Origin of the sequence: Nocardia sp. NBC_01730, assembly GCF_035920445.1 — a bacterium.
In the GTDB taxonomy this organism is placed as follows: Bacteria; Actinomycetota; Actinomycetes; order Mycobacteriales; family Mycobacteriaceae; genus Nocardia.
The window spans coordinates 7343916-7359501 of the sequence record NZ_CP109162.1 but is presented as its reverse complement, the minus strand read 5'-3'; the positions used below and the strand labels follow the sequence as shown (position 1 = coordinate 7359501).

The 15586-nt window shown below is 68.4% G+C and carries 15 protein-coding genes; 5 read left to right on the top strand and 10 right to left on the bottom strand.

What is annotated here, in order from left to right; all coding sequences use genetic code 11:
- Positions 1-7 precede the first annotated feature (7 nt).
- Positions 8-826, bottom strand: a complete 819-nt coding sequence (locus OHB12_RS30425) for a sulfurtransferase (protein WP_327113070.1) — start codon at positions 824-826, stop codon at positions 8-10.
- A gap of 180 nt (positions 827-1006) precedes the next feature.
- Between OHB12_RS30425 and OHB12_RS30420 the strand changes: the two genes are divergently transcribed.
- Positions 1007-2218 (top strand): benzoate/H(+) symporter BenE family transporter, encoded by a 1212-nt coding sequence (locus OHB12_RS30420; protein WP_327113068.1) that lies wholly within the window; start codon positions 1007-1009, stop codon positions 2216-2218.
- A gap of 13 nt (positions 2219-2231) precedes the next feature.
- Here OHB12_RS30420 and OHB12_RS30415 read toward each other — a convergent pair whose 3' ends face one another.
- Complete coding sequence (locus OHB12_RS30415) at positions 2232-3038, bottom strand: SDR family oxidoreductase (RefSeq protein WP_327113066.1); 807 nt, start codon at positions 3036-3038, stop codon at positions 2232-2234.
- A 156-nt stretch (positions 3039-3194) separates the two neighbouring features.
- The gene (locus tag OHB12_RS30410) at positions 3195-3686 is read right to left on the bottom strand and encodes an Lrp/AsnC family transcriptional regulator (RefSeq protein ID WP_327113064.1); all 492 of its coding nucleotides are present in this window, start codon (positions 3684-3686) and stop codon (positions 3195-3197) included.
- 148 nt (positions 3687-3834) lie between these two features.
- Between OHB12_RS30410 and pdhA the strand changes: the two genes are divergently transcribed.
- Genes pdhA through OHB12_RS30395 form a run of 3 tightly spaced genes read left to right on the top strand, consistent with a single transcriptional unit; the run spans position 3835 to position 7346 of the window.
- Positions 3835-4947, top strand: coding sequence for a pyruvate dehydrogenase (acetyl-transferring) E1 component subunit alpha (pdhA, locus tag OHB12_RS30405; protein ID WP_327113062.1), 1113 nt, complete (start codon positions 3835-3837; stop codon positions 4945-4947).
- A complete protein-coding gene (locus tag OHB12_RS30400; RefSeq protein ID WP_327113060.1) occupies positions 4944-5927 on the top strand; it encodes an alpha-ketoacid dehydrogenase subunit beta in 984 nt (327 codons plus the stop codon). The genes pdhA and OHB12_RS30400 overlap by 4 nt, the downstream gene beginning before the upstream one ends.
- Before the next feature lie 30 nt (positions 5928-5957).
- A complete protein-coding gene (locus OHB12_RS30395) occupies positions 5958-7346 on the top strand; it encodes a dihydrolipoamide acetyltransferase family protein (protein WP_327113058.1) in 1389 nt (462 codons plus the stop codon).
- A gap of 10 nt (positions 7347-7356) precedes the next feature.
- On the opposite strand, the gene OHB12_RS30390 is transcribed toward OHB12_RS30395, so the two are convergent.
- The gene (locus OHB12_RS30390) at positions 7357-7803 is read right to left on the bottom strand and encodes an acyl-CoA thioesterase (RefSeq protein ID WP_327113056.1); all 447 of its coding nucleotides are present in this window, start codon (positions 7801-7803) and stop codon (positions 7357-7359) included.
- Between the two features lie 354 nt (positions 7804-8157).
- Entirely contained in the window at positions 8158-9123 is a 966-nt protein-coding gene (locus OHB12_RS30385; RefSeq protein WP_327113054.1) for an AraC family transcriptional regulator, read from the bottom strand.
- A 442-nt stretch (positions 9124-9565) separates the two neighbouring features.
- Between OHB12_RS30385 and OHB12_RS30380 the strand changes: the two genes are divergently transcribed.
- Positions 9566-10945: an MFS transporter gene (locus OHB12_RS30380; RefSeq protein WP_327113052.1), complete on the top strand. Its 1380-nt coding sequence runs from the start codon at positions 9566-9568 to the stop codon at positions 10943-10945.
- A 4-nt stretch (positions 10946-10949) separates the two neighbouring features.
- Here OHB12_RS30380 and OHB12_RS30375 read toward each other — a convergent pair whose 3' ends face one another.
- From OHB12_RS30375 to OHB12_RS30355, 5 genes are all read right to left on the bottom strand, one after another.
- Positions 10950-11357, bottom strand: a complete 408-nt coding sequence (locus OHB12_RS30375) for a nitroreductase family deazaflavin-dependent oxidoreductase (RefSeq protein ID WP_327113050.1) — start codon at positions 11355-11357, stop codon at positions 10950-10952.
- Positions 11358-11432: 75 nt separating this feature from the next.
- A complete protein-coding gene (locus OHB12_RS30370) occupies positions 11433-12194 on the bottom strand; it encodes an LppU/SCO3897 family protein (RefSeq protein ID WP_327113048.1) in 762 nt (253 codons plus the stop codon).
- A 381-nt stretch (positions 12195-12575) separates the two neighbouring features.
- Complete coding sequence (locus tag OHB12_RS30365; RefSeq protein WP_327113046.1) at positions 12576-14006, bottom strand: NAD(P)(+) transhydrogenase (Re/Si-specific) subunit beta; 1431 nt, start codon at positions 14004-14006, stop codon at positions 12576-12578.
- A complete protein-coding gene (locus OHB12_RS30360) occupies positions 14006-14323 on the bottom strand; it encodes an NAD(P) transhydrogenase subunit alpha (RefSeq protein WP_327113044.1) in 318 nt (105 codons plus the stop codon). The genes OHB12_RS30365 and OHB12_RS30360 overlap by 1 nt, the downstream gene beginning before the upstream one ends.
- Positions 14323-15468, bottom strand: a complete 1146-nt coding sequence (locus OHB12_RS30355) for a Re/Si-specific NAD(P)(+) transhydrogenase subunit alpha (RefSeq protein ID WP_327113042.1) — start codon at positions 15466-15468, stop codon at positions 14323-14325. Before OHB12_RS30355 ends, OHB12_RS30360 begins: the two co-directional genes overlap by 1 nt.
- Positions 15469-15586 lie beyond the last annotated feature (118 nt).

Below are 15586 nucleotides of genomic sequence, written 5' to 3'. Positions count from 1 at the left end.
GCAGGCCTCAGCTGCCCGTCGCCACCGGCCGCTTCGGGTCGTTCGACCATTGCGACCACGAACCGGGATACAGCGCCGCCTCGACTCCCGCCACGGCGAGCGCGGCGACCTGGTGCGCGGCGGTCACGCCCGACCCGCAGTACACCGCGACCTGCCCCGACCCGAATCCAACGAACCGGTCACGCAGTTCGTCCGCGCCGCGGAATCGCCCTTCGGCGTCGAGGTTCTCGGCGGTCGGCGCGCTGAGCGCACCGGGAATATGTCCGGCACGCGGATCGACCGGCTCCACCTCACCGCGGTAGCGCTCGCCCGCCCTGGCGTCGAGCAGCACGCCGTCCCAGCGGGCCGCGGCGTCCGCGTCGATCACCGGCAGGTGTCCCGGGCTCAATTCGATATCGCCGGGCTCGGGATCCGGTTCTGCGCCGGTCGCGATGGCGCCGACCGCGCCGACCCAGGCGGGCAAGCCGCCGTCGAGGATGCGCACGTCCGCGATGCCCGACCAGCGCAGCAGCCACCAGGCGCGGGCCGCGGCCATGCCGCCGGTGGCGTCGTAGACGACCACCGGATCGCCGTCGCACACGCCCCAGCTGCGCGCGCACTTCTCCAAGTGCGCGGTGTCGGGCAATGGGTGCCTGCCACGCGCGGGCGAAGGCGGCGCGGCCAGTTCGCTTTCCAGATCGACGAACACCGCGCCGGGAATGTGGCCTTCGAGATAGTGCTGCGGCCCGTCCGGGTCGCCCAGCGCCCATCGGACATCCAGCAGACGAAGTCGCTTGTCCGCCAAGGCTTTCCGAAGCTCGCCTGGTGAGATCAGTACCGCGCTCAACTCAGCTCCTCGTCCCGAATCCTCGCGCACCGACTCCCCACCCTACGCATCCGGCGCGACGATGTCGTCGTATCTCGCAGTGGCGGCGTAGAGAACGGCACGACGCGGGAGCGCAATTCAGGCCAGTTTCCGGGCACTGGCTGGCGACACAATGCTGTGACCAGGTGCAATATCCGGCAGATGGCGAACGTTTCCGCGGCAGCGACCCCTGCCACCGCAGCGCACGGACCCGTCGCGCCGAAAACCGGGCTCGCCCAGCCGCTCGGCGCCGGTGCGGTCACAGCGCTGGTGGGGTTCACCAGCTCGTTCGCGGTGGTGCTGAGCGGGCTCACCGCGGTCGGGGCGGACTCGGCGCAAGCCGCGTCGGGCCTGCTCGCGCTGTGCGTTACCCAGGCGATCGGCATGATGTTGCTCAGCTACCGGTATCGGATGCCGATCACGCTGGCCTGGTCGACGCCCGGCGCGGCACTGCTCGCCGGCACGGGCGCCGTGGCAGGCGGGTGGCCCGCGGCGATCGGCGCGTTCGTGCTGGCCGGTGTGCTGATCGTGATCACCGGGCTGTGGCAGCGACTCGGCAACCTGGTCTCCGCGATTCCGGTGGAAATCGCGCAGGCCATGCTGGCCGGTGTGCTGCTGCCGATGTGCCTGGCGCCGGTGCGGGCCGTGCAGACGAGTCCCGCGGTGGTGGTTCCGGTGATCCTGGTCTGGGTCGTCCTGCAACGGTATGCGCAGCGCTGGGCCGTGATCGCGGCCTTCGGCACCGCGGCGGTCGGCGCGGGCATCAGCATTGTGGTGCAGCACAGGCACCTCGACATCGGCGCCATGGCACCGTCGGTGGAACTGACGCTGCCGCACTGGAATTGGCAGGCGATGATCGGTATCGCGATCCCGCTGTACATCGTCACCATGGCGTCCCAGAACATTCCGGGCACGGCGGTGATGAAGTCGTTCGACTACCACGTGCCCTGGCGCGCCGCCATGACCGTTACCGGCCTCGGTACCGTCGTCGGCGCACCGGCGGGCGGGCACGCGATCAATCTCGCCGCGATCAGCGCCGCCCTCTCGGCCGCACCCACCGCACATCCCGATCCGAAGCGGCGGTGGATCGCGGCGTTCACGGCGGGCGGGATGTACCTGCTGCTCGCGCTGGGCTCGGCAGCCCTCGTGACACTGGTCGCGACGGCGCCGACGGGCACTTTGGAGACTGTCGCCGGCCTGGCTCTCCTGGCAACGCTCGGCGCGGCGCTCAGCGGGGCGCTCCGCTCCGGCCTGCACCGCGAGGCAGGCATCGTCACTTTTTTGATCGCGGCGTCCGGCGTCGGCTTCGGGGGAATCGGCGCGGCATTCTGGGCCCTGCTCGCCGGTCTCGTGCTCCGCAAGGTCCTGCGCTGAAAGCGCTGGCCGGCTACCCCTGCAAGGCGGCTTGGAAGCGGCGCATGCCGTCGAGCCAGCGGTCGTAGTCGGAGCCCTTGTTGCGGTACATCTTCAGTACCTCGGGGTGCGGGAGGATCAGGAAATGCTCGTCCGCGACTCCGGCGAGGACGACCTCGGCGACCTCGTCCGGGGACAGCACCGCGCCCGCCGTGGTCACCGCCTTCACGGCGAGTTCGGCCTCGGCGGCATGTTCGGGCGGGACGAGGCCGGTGTGCAGCAGCCGGGTGTCCACGCCCATCGGGCACACGCAACTCACGCGAATCCCATGATCGCCGTAGGTGACCGACAGCCATTCGGCGAACCCGACGGCCGCGTGCTTGGACACCGCGTAGGGCGCCGAACCGAGCTGGGTGAGCAGACCCGCCGCCGAGGCCGTGGCCACAAAGTAGCCGCCGCCGCGCTCCTGCCATCCGGGCACCAGCAGCCGCGCGGCGCGGACGTGGGCCATGACATTGACCTCCAGCGCGGCGGCCCACTGCTGGTCGGTGCTGTCCAGTCCGGCGCCACCGCCGATGCCCGCATTCGCGAAATACAGGTCGACCGGCCCGAATTCGGCCTCGGCGCGCTCGATCAGCCCGCGGATCACCTGTTCGTCGGCCACGTCGCCACCGACTGCGACGGCACCGGAGCCGAGGGACTCGGCACCGCGTCCAGCGCTCTCGGCGTCGAGGTCAGCGAGCACCACCCGGGCACCACCTGCGACGAGCCGACGAGCCAGCGCCGCCCCGATCCCCGCACCTGCCCCCGTGACGATCGCGACCTTGCCCGAAATCTCCATCCTCGCACCCTAGCGGGACGTCGGCGTCCCGCCGCCGAGAACTCCGCGACCACCTCGTACGGCCGCGGGTGCACGGTCGGATAGGCCGACGCGGCGGTACGCCACCGCTGGAAGGCGGGATCCTCGCCCGCGCTCCGCCACGCGCCTCGACCTGGTTCAGCTCGAGTTCGCCAGCCGATCCAGCAGCGGAGCCGTGCGTGGCCCGACCAGCTCGCGCATCACCAACGCCATGTTGGTCCGCTCCACGCCGGGGATCTTGAGGATCTGCCCGGCGATGCGATACAGGTCGTCGGCGTCCCGCGCGACCACGCGCACCGTGAGGTCGGTAAGTCCGGTCATGCCGCACACCTCGGTCACCTCGGGAACCTCGGCGAGTTCGTCCACCACCGAATCCAATTGGTGCTGGTCGACGACGACCGCGACAAACGCCGCCAGCGGATAGCCGAGGGCGCGCGGTCGCACGCGGCGTTCGAAACTGCCCAGCACGCCGCCCGCCTCCCAGCGGGACAACCGGGCCTGCACAGTGTTGCGCGACAGCCCGAGCCGCGCAGCCAGCTCGACGCCCGTCGCCCTGGGATTGGCGACCAGTTCCAGCAACAGCCGGGCATCGGTGGCATCCAGGGCCACATCGGCGGTTTCTCTGGGCATACAACGCAGTATGACATCAGGGCGTCGGTATTAATTGAGCATTCTGCTCATTCGCACGACGGTCACTTGCGCAGTTCGCGTTCCGGTGGATGCTGTGAGTTAGAACACAGAGTTATCCGCGGCGCCCCATGGTGAGGAGGCGGTCACGATGCCAGGCCAGCCCGACTATCCCGTGCAGTTGGTGCAGCCCGACGGTCGCCGTGTCCTCGATCCCGAGCATGCGGCGCTGGTCGCCGACGTCGGACCGGAGCAGCTGCGCGCGCTGTACGAGGACATGGCGATCACCCGGCGAATCGATATCGAGGGCACCGCGCTCCAGCGGCAGGGCCAGCTCGGTCTGTGGGCGCCGCTGCTCGGTCAGGAAGCCGCCCAGGTCGGCTCGGCGCACGCCCTGTATCCCGACGACTACGTATTCTGCAGCTACCGCGAGGCCGCCGTCGCCTACTGCCGCGGCGTTCCTCCCACCGAGCTCACCCGGCTGTGGCGCGGAGTCGCACACCACTGCTGGGACCCGCACGCGGTGAACATGACCAATCCGAACATCGTCGTCGGCTCGCAGGGCCTGCACGCGACGGGCTACGCCTTCGCCGCGCACCTGGACGGCGCCGAGATCGCCACCATCGCCTACTTCGGCGACGGCGCCAGCAGCCAGGGTGACATCGCCGAGGCGCTCGGCTTCGCCGCGAGCTGGAGCGCGCCCGTGGTGTTCTTCTGCCAGAACAACCATTGGGCGATCAGTGAACCGGTCCGCGTGCAGAGCGCGACCCCGATCGCGCGCCGCGCCTACGGCTACGGCATGCCCGGCGTGCAGGTCGACGGCAATGATGTGCTCGCCGTTCTCGCGGTGACCAGGCAGGCAGTAGCGAGGGCACGATCCGGTGGCGGACCTTCCTTCATCGAGGCGCTCACCTACCGGATGGGGCCGCACACCACCGCGGACGATCCCACCCGCTACCGCTCGGCCGCGGAGACCGAACAATGGGCGCGGCGCGATCCGATCGACCGGGTACGCAGGCTGCTGGAGCGCGAGGGCCACTGGGACTACGCGTTCGAGCTCCGGGTCACCGAGCACGCCGACGAGGTCGCACACCAGGTGCGCACGGCGACCATCGACCTGCCCGATCCCGCACCGACGGAGCTGTTCGACCACGTCTATACCACCCCGCACCCGCTGATCACCGAACAGCGGCGGGAGTACACGGAGTACTTGACCGGCGATCCCGACGAGGCCTCCGCGCGACCGGAAGGAGTCCCGCGATGATCACCACATTCGCCGCCTCGCTCAACGTCGGGTTGCGCCGCGCGCTGGAGGACGACCCGAAGGTTTTGCTGATGGGCGAGGACATCGGGCGTCTGGGCGGGGTGTTCCGGGTGACCGACACGCTGCAGAAGGACTTCGGGGACAGTCGCGTCATCGACACTCCGCTGGCCGAGTCGGGCATTGTCGGAACGGCCTTCGGCATGGCGCTGCGCGGCTATCGGCCGGTGTGCGAGATCCAGTTCGACGGCTTCGTCTATCCGGCATTCGATCAGATCGTGTCCCACGTGGCCAAGATCAACTTCCGCACCCAGGGAAAGGTGCACGCTCCCCTCACGATTCGCATCCCGTTCGGCGGCGGCATCGGCTCGGTGGAGCACCACTCCGAATCACCCGAGGCCTATTTCGCGCACACCGCGGGCCTGCGCGTCGTCACCCCGAGCAATCCGGCGGACGCGTATTCGATGATCCGCCAGGCGATCGCGCTGGACGACCCGGTGATCTTCTTCGAGCCCAAGCGGCGGTACTGGGACAAGGCCGACGTCGACTTCGACGCCCTCGGCCGCGACGCCGGGCTGCCGCTCGACCGCGCCAGGGTATGCACGACCGGCACCGACGCGACCGTCGTCGCCTATGGCGGCACTGTGGCCACTGCGCTGTCGGCGGCGAAAATCGCGGCGGAAGAGGGGCACTCGCTCGAAGTAATCGACCTGCGCAGCCTTTCGCCGATCGACTTCGACACCGTCGAGGAGTCGGTCGCCAAAACCGGACGACTGATCGTCACGCACGAGGCGCCGGTGTTCGCCGGCCTCGGCGCCGAGATCGCCGCCCGGATCACCGAGCGCTGCTTCTACCAACTGGAGGCACCCGTCCTGCGCGTCGGCGGCTTCGACATCCCCTATCCCCCGGCTAAGCTCGAGAAGCACCACCTGCCCGACCCCGATCGCATTCTCGCCGCGGTCGACCGTTCACTCGCCGCCTGACGCCGGTTCGCCGTAGTGAGAGGTGCCCACGTGGAAGATCGCCAGGATGCTCCAGGGGCCGTGCTGGAATTCCGGCTCCCCGACCTCGGAGAAGGGCTCACCGACGCCGAGCTGGTGTCCTGGGCGGTGGCCGTCGGCGAGACGGTGCAGCTGAACCAGACCATCGCGGAGGTCGAGACGGCGAAAGCCGTGGTGTCGCTGCCGTGCCCGTTCGCGGGACGGGTGGTCGAGTTGCTCGCGCAGCCGGGCGACACCGTTCCGGTCGGCGCGCCGCTGATTCGGGTAGAGCACGAGCAGGCGGCCGGACCCGACGCCGCCGCGGACGGGCGCACCTCGGTATTGGTGGGCTACGGCCCAGAAGGGGAGGCGGCATCCAGGCGACGCAGGCCAGCCGTTGCCCCGCAAGACGTTTCGCACTCCGCAGGCAACGGCGCTGCGGAAGCCGCCGCACCCGAGCCGGTCTCGCGGCCGTCCGACAACACGATCCAGGAGCCCGAACGCATGGTGACGCGGGCGGCGGCCACGCCCGGCGCGCGGAAACTGGCTCGCGAACTCGGCATCGATCTGTGGTTCGTCGCAGGGTCCGGGCCAGGCGGCGCGGTTACTGTCGACGACGTGCGCGGTGCAGTGCCCGTCTCCCAGCCGCGCCCGGCCGAGCAGGCCGAGGCCGCGCCGCCCGCCGTCCCCGAGCCGGACGCGGGCGTCGTCCGTCCGACCACCCGCGAGGCCCGCACCCCGATCAGCGGCATCCGCAAGCGCACCGCCGCGGCGATGCTGACCAGCGTCCGCACCATCCCGCAGGCCGGCGCATTCGTCACCCTCGACTGCACCGCGTCGATGGAGCTGCTCGACCACCTGCGCAGCAGCACGTCCTTTGTCGGCCTGACCCTCACGCCGCTCGCGCTGGTGGCCAAGGCGGTGCTGGCCGCGCTCACGGAATTCCCCGGCATGAACAGCTGCTGGGATGAGGGCGACCAAGAGATCGTCACCAAGCACTACGTGAATCTGGGCATCGCGGTGGCCACCGGCCGCGGGCTGCTGGTGCCGAACATCAAAGAGGCGCAGACCCTGAGCCTGCGGGATCTGACCCGCGAGATCGGCTGGGTGGCGGACACCGCCCGTTCGGGTGCCGCCACTCCCACCGACCTGCGCGGCGGCACGTTCACCATCACCAACGTCGGAGTATTCGGCGTCGACGCCGGGATGCCACTGGTCAATCCCGGCGAGGCCGCGATCCTGTGCCTCGGCTCGATCCGCAAGCGGCCGTGGGTATTCCGTGACGAACTCGCCGTCCGCTGGGTGACCACCCTCGGCGTGAGCTTCGACCACCGGATGATCGACGGCGAACTGGCCGCCCGCTTCCTCGCCACCACCGCCGGGTTCTTGGAGGACCCGCTCACCCTGCTCAGTCGCGTGTGAATACAGCGGTTCACGCGTCGGCGGCGCGTGGGTCCTCTTCGATGACGAGCGCCGCCGCTGCGGTGCGGATGACCTCCGGGATCTCGACCGGCTCGCGGGTCTCCGCGTCCACGTAGACATGGACGAAGGTGCCGGTGGCAACCAGTTCCGGTGCGCTGTCGGCCTCGCGGAAGATGGCCAGATCGTAGGTGATACTGGAGCGGCCGAGCCGCGCGATCCGCAGGCCGACCCGCAGCTGGTCCGGGAAGCTGATCGAGCCGAGATACCGGCAGGAAGTCTGCGCGACCACCCCGAGCGCTGGCAGCGTGCGAATGTCGGTGCCCGTGGCGTGCATCAACCACGCGTTGACCGCGGTATCGAAGTACGAGTAGTACGTCACGTTGTTCACGTGGCCGTAGTGATCGTTGTCGGCCCACCGGGTTGGTACCGGCCAGAGCACCGGATACTGCTGCGTCACCCGGCCGACGATAGCTCAGCCGGGGTCACGCTGTGTCGATGCGCCGCACGCCGGGGCCCTACGTGGCTACGCGAGCTCCCTCCTCCAGGCCTGACCGCACGCGGCTGTGTCGATGCGCCGCACGCCGGGGCCCTACGTGGCTACGCGAGCTCCCTCCTCCAGGCCTGACCGCACGCGGCTGTGTCGATGCGCCGCACGCCGGGGCCCTACGTGGCTACGCGAGCTCCCTCCTCCAGGCCTGACCGCACGCGGCTGTGTCGATGCGCCGCACGCCGGGGCCCTACGTGGCTACGCGAGCTCCCTCCTCCAGGCCTGACCGCACGCGGCTGTGTCGATGCGCCGCACGCCGGGGCCCTACGTGGCTACGCGAGCTCCCTCCTCCAGGCCTGACCGCACGCGGCTGTGCCGATGGTCGCGCGGGGAGACACCGAAGTGGCGTTTGAACGCGGTGCTCAGCGCGAACGCGCTGCCGTACCCGACCTGACGGGCGATCGCCTCGATCGTGGCGTCGGACTCCTGTAGCAGGTCGGCGGCCAGCGCCAGCCGCCATTCGGTGAGGAACGCCATCGGTGGCTCGCCGACCAGGTCGGTGAACCGGCGGGCCAGCGCGGCCCGCGACACACCCACCGCCTCGGCCAAGCCTGCGACCGTCCACCCGTGCGCCGGATTGTGCTGCAACAGCCGCAATGCCTTGCCGACCAGCGGGTCGCCGTAGGCGTGGTACCAAGCGGGCGCGTCATTGCGGGCGAACCAGGCGCGCAACGCGGCAATCAACACCAGATCGAGCAGCCGGTCGAGCACCGCTCCCTGCGCGGGTTCATCCTTGGTCGCCTCGTCGACCAGGATGTCGAGCACCCTGCTGTCGAATTCGCCGCGCCGCAACACGATGACGGGCGGGAGCGCGCGCAGCAGGCGCTGGCTGGCCGCGCCCGCGGACTCGTAGGTCCCGGTGACCATCATGGTGGCGCCGTCCGGATCGGTCCCCCACTGCCGAACCCCAAGACTGAGCGTCTCGCAGAGGATTTCGCCGTCCGGCGTCTTCGTCACCTGGCCGGGATGGATGACGATCTGCGGTTCGGTCGCCGGATCGTCGGCCACGATGTACGGATCGGGCCCACGGAAGATAGCGACATCGCCTGCGCCCAGCTGCCGCGGCGCACCCTGCTCGGTGCGAATCCACGCACCACCGCGAATCATCGATACCACGGTCAGCGGGGCCTCGTCCTGGATGCGCAACGACCACGGCGGATCCAGCAGCGAACACATCAGGAACGCACCCCGGGCGCGTGGACCTTCGAGCAGACTGGCGAGCGCATCCACGCATCAACAGTAGACGATCGCACATGATCATGAGCCACTGAACCATGTTCCGTCTCATCCGGCGCCGATGTACTCGAACCCTGACACACCACCGCCGACCAGCACCTCCGACGTGGTGAGCCTGCTGGACCACCTGTTCGGCGCCGTGCTCGACGGCCGCAATGCCGAGTCCGCCGACGAGGTCCGCCGGGGCTCGGCCGGGAACCCCGAGATTTCACCGACTACGCCACGGAGAAGGGCGGCTACCGGAATCCGGAATGTCTCGGGGCAGTGCCGCGTTGACACTAGAAAAGCAGACCCTACCTGCGGGTACGGCGCTCAACGTAGTGCGCCTCGCAGCCGGGTGCCACCAGGTCGACGTTGCCCTGGACCGGTTTCCGCGGGTGGGGTTGGCAAGCCGTTCCGGAGGCACACCGGACCGTTCATCGCTACCGTCGAAGTGGTGTCGAGCCCTACAGTCGACCGTTCGACCCGCGTCGCGCGTTTCGCGGTGTTCACGGTGTTCGCGTTGAGCGGTTTCCTACTCGCTATGTGGGTGGTGCACATTCCCGTCATCACCGACCGCACGGGCGTCACGAAGTCGACGCTGGGGATGTTCATCCTGCTGATGGCCGGTGCCGGCATCGTCGGCATGCGTCTGGCAGGCCCGCTCGCCGACCGCTTCGGCAGCACGACCCTGGTCGGCGCGGCCGCGTGCACCGCCTCGGTGGCGGTGCTCGGGCCCGGCTTCGCGACCGGACCGGTCACGCTCGCGTTGGCGCTCATCTGCTTCGGCTTCGGCAACGGCGCGTTGGACGTATCGATGAATACCCAAGCGGTACATGTGGAACGGGCGTATCACCGCCCGATCATGGCCGCGTTCCACGCCCTGTTCTCCGGAGGTGGCCTGCTCGGTTCGCTGGTGGGGGCCGCGACGCTGCGTGTGGGCTGGGATGTGCGGCTGACTCTGACGCTGGCCGCGATCGGCTGCGTCGCACTGACCCTCGCGCTGGTGCCGCGGCTGCTGCGCGACGCCACGCCCGAGGCGGGGACGGCGGACGCGGCGACCCACGGCGGCCAGGCCGTGCACGTGACCAAGCACGACACCACACCGCCTGGGCACGACCCAGCACTGCCCGATCACAACCCCGCACCACCCGATGCGGCACTGCCCCTGCACACCGCCGGTTCGCCCCAGCACGCCACGGCACCGATCGAGTACGACACCGCGCCGACCGCACAGCCCGAGCGGGACGCGGCGGCACTCGCCACGATCGCGCGTGCCGAGGTCCGTGATCGCAGCCGAAAGGTCATGGCGCTGGCCGCGATCGCGTTCGCGTTGCTGCTGGCCGAAGGCGTAGCCGCGGATTGGAGCACATTGCAGATGCGCGAACATCTCGGAGCGGACGCGGCGACGGCCGCGCTCGCCTTCGGCGCGTTCTCCACGACGATGACCGTCGGGCGTCTGGCCACCGACCGGGTCAGCGGCGCGTTCGGCCCGGTCGCGGTGGTCCGTTACGGCGCGCTGATCGCCGCGATCGGACTTGCTCTGATCATGATGTCTCCGTGGATTGCGCTGACGCTGCTCGGCTGGGCCATGGCGGGCCTCGGGCTCTCCGGCGGCGTCCCCCAGATCTTCACCGCCGCGGGAAATCTGGGCTCCGCCACGGCCGCGACCGATATGTCCCGGGTGTTCAGCGTCGGCTATCTGGGGCTGCTCGCCGGCCCCACGGTGATCGGCTGGCTCACAGCGGTGGTGCCGCTGACCACGGCGATGGTGGTACCGCTGATCGCCATACTGCTGTGCTGCCGCTACTCGGGCGTAGCCGCCCCGGCGAAATAGCCGGTCAAGACCGCAAGGTCAGCTCGACCAACGGCACGTGGTCGATGTCCGAGCCCGTGGCCTCCTCGATGAGCCCGCCCAGCTTTCGGTACGCCGTGGGGTGTTCGTGTCGATAGCCGTCGAGCACCGTGGCGGACTCGTCGAGGGTGAGGACTCTGGCAACCGCCGAAACCCGATTGCGCGAACCAATACTCACCCAACAGCGGGGATCGGCCACGAGATTACGGAACCACTGGGCCTGCCTGCCGAATCCGGACGCGATGACCACGCGATCTCGGCTCGGCCGCGCGATGGTCTCCAGCACGACGTAGCGCGGTCGACCAGAGCCGCGTCCGGTGTGTTCCAGCAGCAAGAGCCGGCCGCCGAACAGGAAGCCCAACCGGGCCCGGAACAAACCGATCGGCGCTCGCACGAATGACCTGTTCCGCAGTAATCGCGCGCCGACACCCGCCATGCTCGAACGTTAGCAATCCCCCTGCGTCCAGCCCTACTTGGGCGGCACCAGGCACAGTGTGATCGGATCCGGCTTCGGATAGACGATCGTGTCGTTCTCGGTTGCTCGCGACCCGCATGCGGTTTTGTCCGCGGTGCCGCGCACCACCCGGCCGATCTTGAAGTCCGCCGTCGAGCCGCAGGCCACCTTGGTGCTCGCGCCGAGGAAACCGGATTTGATGCAGTCGCCCTCTCCGGCGTTGAGCCGAAGGCAGAGCGTGTAGTCGTTTCTGCCGGTCTGGTAATAGCTGGCGTAGTCCTTGGTCGGGCAGTCCTTGTTCGCACCGTCGATCCGTTGCGCCACCACGTAGTTGGCGTCCGGATCGGAGCATTCCTTCGTGGCGAACTCGGCCTTGACGGTGGTGCCCGACAGCTTCGCGCACTGGCCGATCTCGATCTTCTCGCCGTCCGAGCGCAGCACAGTGCGGGCGCCGAAGACCAGGAGACCGATCACCACCAGGGCGCCGATCGCGAGGAAGATCTTCCCGATCCCGCTGCCGCCACCACTCTGCCGAGGCGGTTGCCCAGGCGGCGGGAAACCACCGACGGGGTAGCCCGGCTGCTGGGGCGGCGGGAAACCGCCCTGCTGTGGATAACCGGATTGCGGTTGCCCTGGATAGCCCGGCTGTGGATAGCCCTGGGGCTGCCCCGGGTAACCCTGCGGCACAGCGGCGGGCGCCTGTGGGTAGCCCGGCTGGCCGCCATAGCCTGGACCCGCGGGCTGGCCTGGATACGGGTAGTTCGGTGGTGTGGTCATGGATCCCCTCCCCGGGTCTCGCGCAGTTCCGTCCGCACAGGGGCGGCGAACTCATGGAATCTAGCCGATGGACGCGCAACTCGCCGCCCGCAAGACCATCCGGTCTGTTCAGCGGCCCGCACCGGATCGGCGAATCCAGGTCGCTCCCGGCCGATCGTTCACAGATAGAGCCCCGGGTTCACCAGATCTTGCGCGAGTCCAACGAACTACCCTCGCTCGCTCCCACTCGGCGATACCGCGGATGGAGACGACCCGACCGGCTCGGCTCCTCGATCGTGCGCCGGCTGCGTCTGGACCGGTTACACCGTGCGCAGGCGACATGACAGCGCCCCTCCACCGATAGCTTCGATGGAGGGGCGCTCGCTGCGAAACGTACCGCCGCTACAACGCCTTCAGTTCTTCGGTGACCGAACCGACGGACTTTTTGGCGTCGCCGAAGAGCATGGAGGTGTGGTCGGCGTAGAAGAGAGGGTTGTCGATACCGGCGAAACCGGAGTTCATCGAACGCTTCAGCACGATCACTGATTTCGCCTGGTCGACGTTGAGGACGGGCATGCCGTAGATCGGGCTGGAGGCGTCCTCGCGGGCGGCGGGGTTGGTGACGTCGTTGGCGCCGATCACCAGGGCGACATCGGTACGGCTGAACTCGCCGTTGATATCGTCCATTTCCTTGAGCGCGTCATAGGAGACTTCCGCCTCGGCCAACAGCACGTTCATATGGCCGGGCATCCGGCCCGCGACCGGGTGGATGGCGTATTTGACCTCGACACCCTTGGCCTCCAAGAGCGACGCCATTTCCTTGACCGCGTGCTGGGCCTGCGCGACGGCCATACCGTAGCCCGGCACCACGATCACCTGGTTGGCATACGCCATCTGGATCGCGGCGTCCGCGGCGGAGGTGGCCTTGGCCTGCTTCTGCTCACCACCACCGGCGCCAGGCGCGGTACCGCCGCCGCCGAATCCGCCCGCAACGATGGCGGGGATGGACCGGTTCATCGCCTTGGCCATCAAATTGGTGAGGATGGTGCCGGACGCGCCGACGATCATGCCTGCCACGATCATCGCGGTGTTGTTCAAGGCGAGACCGGCCGCCGCGGCGGACAACCCGGTCAGGGCGTTGAGCAGTGAGATGACCACCGGCATGTCGGCGCCGCCGATGGGCAGCACGACCATCAGGCCGAGCACACCCGCAAGCACGAGCACGGCGATCATCCACACCTGCGGCACGCCGTCACCGGTGGCCCCGATACCGATAACCACGGCTGCGGCGACAGCGCCGACGAACAGCAACAGGTTCAACGGTTGCTGCAGCTTGCCGATCCCGATCGGGCGACCGGGCAGGATCTCCTGCAGTTTGCCGAACGCGATCAGCGAGCCCCAGAACGACACCGAACCGATGATCGCCGCGAACAGCGAGCCGATCACGATGTGCACGGTGGGTTCTTCATCGAAGCGCGAGAAACCTTGGGAGTTGATGAACTCCGACCACGCGATCAAAGCGACCGTGCCACCACCGACACCGTTGAAGGCGGCAACCAGCTGCGGCATCGCGGTCATCTTGGTGAACTTGGCCGGCGGAACACCCAGCGCGACACCGACCACCAAGCCGGCGACGATCAGAATCCAGTTGCTGGTGTGCCGGATCGAGATCAAGGTGGCCACCACCGCGAGCACCATGCCCGCCGCTGCGATGAGGTTGCCGCGCACCGCGGTCTTCGGACCGGTCAAACCCATCAGACCGTAGATGAACATGCCGAACGCGACGATGTAGAGACCGTTGACCAGATAGGTCACATTGTCGAAGGTATGCATCACTGATCCGCCTTCACCGGCGCTGCCGCCTTCTTCGTCTTGAACATGCCCAGCATGCGGTCGGTGACGACGAAACCACCGATGACGTTCAGGGTTCCGAACACGACGGCGACGAACAGAATGATCTGGGTCAGGATCGACGGATCCTGCACGTTCCCGAGTGTGACCAGCGCGCCGAGCACGACGATGCCGTGGATGGCGTTGGTGCCCGACATCAGCGGGGTGTGCAAGGTGTTGGGCACCTTGGAGATGACGGCGAATCCGACGAATCCGGATAGCACCAGGATCGCGATATTCGCCAGCAGTTCGGTATACATCAGGAGGCTTCCTTCCCCGCGGTTTCGAGGTCCCCGACCGCACGGGTCACACAGGAGTCGGCGAGCACCTGATCATCGAAGTCGGGCGCGAGCTTGCCGTCGACCAGCATCAACTCCAGCAGTGCCGCGATGTTCTTGGAGTAAAGCTCGCTGGCGTGCTCGGGCATGGTGGCGGGCAGATTCAACGGCGACGCGATGGTCACCTCGTGCTTGACAACGGTTCGGCCGGGCTCGGTGAGCTCACAGTTGCCTCCGGTCTCACCGGCCAGGTCCACGATCACGCTGCCCGGCTTCATGCCCTGCACCGCCGCGGCGGTCACCAGTCGCGGCGCGGGACGACCCGGCACCAGCGCCGTGGTGATCACCACGTCGAAACCCTTGATCGCATCCTCCAAAGCCTGCTGCTGGGTGGCCTTCTCCTCGTCGGTGAGTTCGCGGGCGTACCCACCCGCACCGGCGGCATCGATACCCAGATCCAGCCACTGCGCACCCACCGAACGCACCTGATCGGCCACCTCGGGCCGCACGTCATAGCCGGTGGTCCGCCCACCGAGACGCTTCGCGGTGGCCAACGCCTGCAAACCGGCGACACCCACACCCAACACCAGCACCGTCGCAGGCTTCACTGTGCCCGCCGCGGTAGTCAGCATCGGGAAGAACCGAGTCGACTCCGACGCGGCCAACAGCACCGCCTTGTACCCGGCCACATTCGCCTGCGAAGACAACGCATCCATCACCTGCGCGCGCGAAATCCGCGGAATCGCCTCCACCGCGAACGCCTGCACCCCGGCCGACTTCAACGCACCGATCTGATTCTCGGCGTTACGCGGGGCGAGAAACCCGATCAGCGTCTGCCCCGACGACAGCTTCGCCACCTCGGCGTCACTGGGCGGGGCCACCTTGACGACCACCTCGGCCGACCAGGGATCGCCGATCGTCGCGCCCGCTTCTTCATAGGCGCTGTCGGGAATCAGCGCGCCGCGCCCTGCTCCGGACTCGACGACGACCTCGACGCCCCGCTTCAGCAGGCTCGGAATGATCTTCGGCACCAATGCGACACGTCGCTCGCCCGTGTTGGACTCGCGAACGACTCCGACACGCGCGCCACGTAGCGACGGATCGCCTACGCTCTGCGTTGTCTCCACTTGTCAGACTTCCTTCTCGTGCTGAGCTTCCAGGCAACGGGTAGACGGTCGGACGATGCTACTCCAGAGTAAGTTCGCCCAAATCCTCGCAACTGTACCCGGCTCGCCGTGAGCCTAG

What these genes read in the sequence shown, in the direction of transcription:
- OHB12_RS30360 (WP_327113044.1), bottom strand. Translation starts at nt 14,323, where the DNA reads ATGTATACCGAACTGCTGGCGAATATCGCGATCCTGGTGCTATCCGGA.
- pdhA (WP_327113062.1), top strand. Translation starts at nt 3,835, where the DNA reads ATGCCAGGCCAGCCCGACTATCCCGTGCAGTTGGTGCAGCCCGACGGT.
- OHB12_RS30410 (WP_327113064.1), bottom strand. Translation starts at nt 3,686, where the DNA reads ATGCCCAGAGAAACCGCCGATGTGGCCCTGGATGCCACCGATGCCCGG.
- OHB12_RS30420 (WP_327113068.1), top strand. Translation starts at nt 1,007, where the DNA reads ATGGCGAACGTTTCCGCGGCAGCGACCCCTGCCACCGCAGCGCACGGA.
- OHB12_RS30415 (WP_327113066.1), bottom strand. Translation starts at nt 3,038, where the DNA reads ATGGAGATTTCGGGCAAGGTCGCGATCGTCACGGGGGCAGGTGCGGGG.
- OHB12_RS30400 (WP_327113060.1), top strand. Translation starts at nt 4,944, where the DNA reads ATGATCACCACATTCGCCGCCTCGCTCAACGTCGGGTTGCGCCGCGCG.
- OHB12_RS30365 (WP_327113046.1), bottom strand. Translation starts at nt 14,006, where the DNA reads ATGCATACCTTCGACAATGTGACCTATCTGGTCAACGGTCTCTACATC.
- OHB12_RS30370 (WP_327113048.1), bottom strand. Translation starts at nt 12,194, where the DNA reads ATGACCACACCACCGAACTACCCGTATCCAGGCCAGCCCGCGGGTCCA.